We start from the raw sequence: 5,168 nt of genomic DNA on the forward strand, positions 1-5,168 counted from the left end.
CCAGCTGAACCGTAGATCGGAGTTCATCATCGTAAGCGGTGGACCTAAAGTGAACTAATTCAAAACCCTAATATATTTTATAACTAACACAAAATGCAATGAGAAAACTACTATTATTATTTACATTTTTTGTTTTCTATTTACCAATACAGTCACAGACGTATTTGGATGAAGACTTTGATGCCGGAATACCGGTAACTTGGACCGTCACGGATGGAGGTGACGCTACAGGTGATTCTTGGGTATCCGATTTGCAGGGCTGGGGAGACAATAGTTTGGACGGCACCAATGGTGCTTTGGTAGATAGTGATGCCGCAGGAAGTGGTACATTATTACAGGAGACCCTTACATCACCTGTTTTTGATACCACAGGAGCAACAGCTTTATTTTTAGATTTCGACCAATATTATAACAATGGCGGAGGGGATTCGGCAATTGTTGAAGTGTTTGATGGAACGGATTGGGTTGAAGTTTTAAATCAATCCTCTGATGTTGGATCTTGGACAAGTCCTGATTTTCAGCATATAGACATTACGGCTTATATAAATGCCGATATGCAAATTCGTTTTTACTATGATGATGCTAACGTTTGGGCTTGGTATTGGATGGTAGATAACGTTATGGTTTATAACTCTACATGTAATTTCCCGTCTGAAGTTGGGGTAAGTTTAGATTTAACTACAGCTAATTTTACTTGGACAGTAGGAGGGAGTGAAATGGCTTGGGAAGTAATCAATCAAGAGGCCGGTACAGAAGGTCCGACAGATGCAGATTCTGGTACTTCAGTTGATGCAGCATCTTATGAGGTGACTGGTTTAACAGAAGGGGCAGATTATGATTTCTATGTGAGAGCCGATTGTGGTGATGATGGTTACAGCCTTTGGGTAGGGCCATTGACATATCATGTTAGTGGTTTAGGAGAAGCTTGTGGTAATCCAATAGTTGTTACCGAATTGCCATATAATACAGTTGACAATACGTCTAATTATTTAGACGATTATTCAGGTGCTCCAGGTTCTGATTGTGGTAGTACCTATAGCTATTTAAATGGAGATGATGTGGTGTATGCTTACACACCTTCAGAAGATACTTCTATTGATATAGAACTTACTGAAACGGGCAACTATGTTGGAATGTTTGTGTATACTGATTGTGAAGATATAGGTGTAGTTTGTGGAAATGGTGTCGTTACTTCTTGGAACGGAGGTGATTTGATTATGGATAATTTTTCAGTTACGGGTGGAACTACCTATTATATTGTAATCTCTACGTGGGCCTCTCCACAAAGTACAGCTTATGATTTGACCATAACAGAAAATACCTGTATTGATCACATTGTGAATTTTGAAGTAGTAAGTGACTGTATTAATGGGCCGCAATTCTATATAGAAGCGGATGTTACTGATTTAGGGTCGGCAACTACTTTAACTCTTACAGACGACCAAGGTGGAGCTTCGCAAACAGTTACAGATTTGGGTGTATATACATTTGGGCCTTATGATAATGCAACTGATGTTATAATTACTGTGGCGAATGCAGATGATGCTAATTGTATTATTGATAGTGGAACATTGACACAGCCATTTTGTATGGATAATTATGTAGATTGTACAGAAGGGCCTGTGAATACTACATTCTGTTATGGAGCAAATAATGACATTACCTTTACTTATACCAGTTCAGACCCAACAATTTCTTTAACATTAATTGTAAATGCAGGTTTTGTTGAGAACGGATGGGATTATTTCATTGTATATGACAGTGATGGAACTACAGAGCTTACACCTGTAGGCGGAATGAGTGGGGAATTATCTGGTTACTATGAATCATCTGGTGATACCATTTCTTTTACTGTTGATGCAGATGGAGGGGGTAGCTGTTCAGATACTTGGACAGACTATGAATCTATTGATGTAACTGTCTTTTGTGCAACTTGTGAGTTGCCAACTTGGTCTTATGTGCCAGTGTCAGACTGTATCAATGGTCCTCAATTTAATGTAGAAGTGGACTTATCAGATATGGGATCGGCAACATCTTATACTATTACAGATAACCAAGGTAGTGTGTCTCAAACTGCTTCAGCAACTGGGATTTATACTTTTGGTCCTTATACTAACGAAACAGAGGTGTCTTTTACCATTGCCAACGACGATGATGCCAACTGTACTTTATCAGGGCAACCTGTTACTCAACCGTTCTGTTTGGATAATTATATAGATTGTCCAGATGGAGAGCCTATTAACTTTGTGTACTGTTATGAAAACAATGACACCAATGTATTTACCTTCACAAGTAACGACGGAACTCCACTTAACTTTGATGTGAACGCTGGAGAGTTGAGTACTTTTGGTGATTATTTTCACGTATATGATACTGATGGAACTGAGTTGACGCCAGATGAATTCATCGGATTTGATGAAGATGGCGATCTTACAGGAGTTAGTTTCCAATCTACGGGAGATACCATTTCTTTCTGGATTGAGTCTAATGCTTATACAAGTTGTCAAGATACATGGACTTCATATGCGTCCTTGGATGTAACAATTGCTTGTGCCACCTGTATCAATCCTCAAGCCTCTTATACTATTGTTGATGATTGTGAAAATGGTGACCAGTTCTTGGTAGATGTAGAGATTACCAGTATGGGTGATGGAACGTCTTTGACTATTTCTAGTGATTATGACGACAATACACTGACTGCAACAGCGGTGGGAACTTACCAAATGGGACCATTTGGATTCAACACAGCTGTGGAAATAGCAATTGTTAATGACGATGATATTACTTGTGATATCTACAGTCCTGAATTTATGGTATTGGCCTGTCCTCCAGATAATGATGATCCTTGTGATGCCATTACAGTTGAAGTAAATGAACTGGATGAGTGTACGTTGTTTGCATCTGGTACGGTTGCCGGTGGAACGCCATCGGCAGTTGCCGAGCCAACTTGTTCAGGGACACCTAATGATGATGTTTGGTTTACCTTTGTGGCCAATACTGAGGCACAGGTTGTGTCGCTTTTCAACATTGCTAACGGAAACTTAAATCTTGATTTTAGTGTGTATGAAGGAACCTGTGACGGGACCCTTACTGAATTGTACTGTTCTGATGCTACCGTTGGAGCTGTAGAAGGTTTAACTGTTGGAAATACTTATTTGGTACGAGTGTACTCTTGGGATGACGAAGTTATAGCAACGACTTTCGATATCTGTATCAAGCCATCGCCAGGAAATATTATTTCTGATACAGAAATTTATACTGTGGAAGAATTGGTAACCGATATTTTGATTGCCAATGAGTGTGCGCAGATTTCAAATATTACCTATTCAACAGGGACGGATTATGATTCTGTAAACGGAATTGCTTATTTCTATACAGAAAGTCCAGGATTCCCATTCGATGAGGGTATCATGTTGGCTTCTGGAGATGCTGCTTTGGCGAGTGGACCTAATACAGGTACCGCTTCTTCTGGAGGTTTTAGTTGGCCTGGAGATGCTGATTTAGATGTTGTTGTTGGAGGAAATACGAACAATGCGTCTATCATCGAGTTCGATTTTGTGCCGTTTGCAGATGAAATCAGTTTTGACTTTATCATGGCTTCGGAAGAATACAACGGAGGTTCTTTTGAGTGTAACTATTCGGATGCCTTTGCCTTCTTATTGACAGATGAATTTGGTGTAACTACTAACTTGGCTGTGTTGCCAGGTACAACTACTCCAATTTTGGTAACCAATATTCACCCGCAAAATACGTCTTGTGCCGCGATTAATGAGGAGTACTTTGGTGGGTATACGCCAGATAATTTGCCTCCAATGATCTACGATGGTAGAACGGTTCAGTTTACGGCGTTCTCTGAGGTAAACATTGGAGAGACCTATCATATCAAATTGGTGATGGCCGATGAAGGGGATTCAGCATTGGATTCTGCGGTATTCTTGAAGGCTGGTAGTTTTGATATTGGAGATTTCGATTTGGGTATCGACATTACCATTGAGTCAGGAAATGCTATCTGTGATGGGGAGCCTATTATCTTAGATACTGGAGCACCATCTGTTGAGCATGTATGGTACAAAGACGGATTTATTCTTGAAGGAGAAACGGCTTCTACTTTAGAAATCACTGAAGAAGGAGAATACACTGCTCAGGTTATTTTCTCTCCTACATGTAATGTTGACGATACTATTGTGGTAGAATATTTGCCTAATCCTGTAATTTCAGAGCCTATGGATCTAGAAGTTTGTTCTGTTACTCCTTTTGGAGTGTACGATCTTACTGAGAACAATGCGGTGGTACTTGGAGATTTGGACCCAGCATTATTTACAGTATCCTATCACTTGACAGAGCAAGATGCTATGGATGATGTGAACCCATTGACCTCTCCTTATTCTAATATTTCTTCACCTCAAACCATCTGGGTAAGAGTTTACGATACTGTATTGGGATGTAAGTCTTATGCTAGTTTCGATTTAATTATTACTGCACCAACACATACGGCTACAAGTGTAGACTTATTGGAGTGTGATAATGATGGGGATGGTGTTGCAGAATATGACTTGGATGCCCATAGCACTTATATCTTGGACGGTCAGGATGCTGCTGCTTACACAGTAACTTACTATGCCTCTGAGCAGGACGCCATGGATGCGGTGAATCCTCTTCCTAACCCATACACAAGTTCTGGTAACGAGACTGTTTGGGTACGTGTTGAAACAACTGGTCTGCCAGATTGTTATGTAACCAATAGTTTTATGTTGACCATTGGAACGTCTCCGGTAACTACATTTACTGAAGACTTCGACTATGAGGTTTGTCCTAATGCTACAGTGCCAATTATGATTGAAGCTACACCAGGTAATTATACTGAAGATCAAGTGTCTATTAACTGGTACCAAGATGGTGTGTTGGTTGAAGGAGAAACAGGGTTAACCTTACCGGTTCTTGTAGGTGGTTCTTATGAAATAGAAGTGATTTTCAACGATACAGGTTGTAGTACTACTACTGAGCAAGCGGTGATTCAGTTGGAAAGCTGTATCATCCCTCAAGGTATTTCACCGAATGGAGATGGTATGAATGATTATTTCGATTTGAGTAACTTCAGAGTAACGAAGATTGAGATCTTCAACCGTTTGGGAACTTTGGTGTACTCTAAGCGTAACTATACCAACGAG

General features: G+C 40.1%; 1 protein-coding gene. It reads left to right on the forward strand.

What is annotated here, in order from left to right:
* Nucleotides 1-98: 98 nt before the first annotated feature.
* A partial coding sequence (locus AC6I5C_RS17640) for a choice-of-anchor L domain-containing protein (RefSeq protein WP_497906321.1) occupies nucleotides 99-5,168 on the forward strand: 5,070 nt, incomplete at its 3' end.

It is taken from the genome of Mangrovimonas sp. sgz306409 (assembly GCF_059735265.1).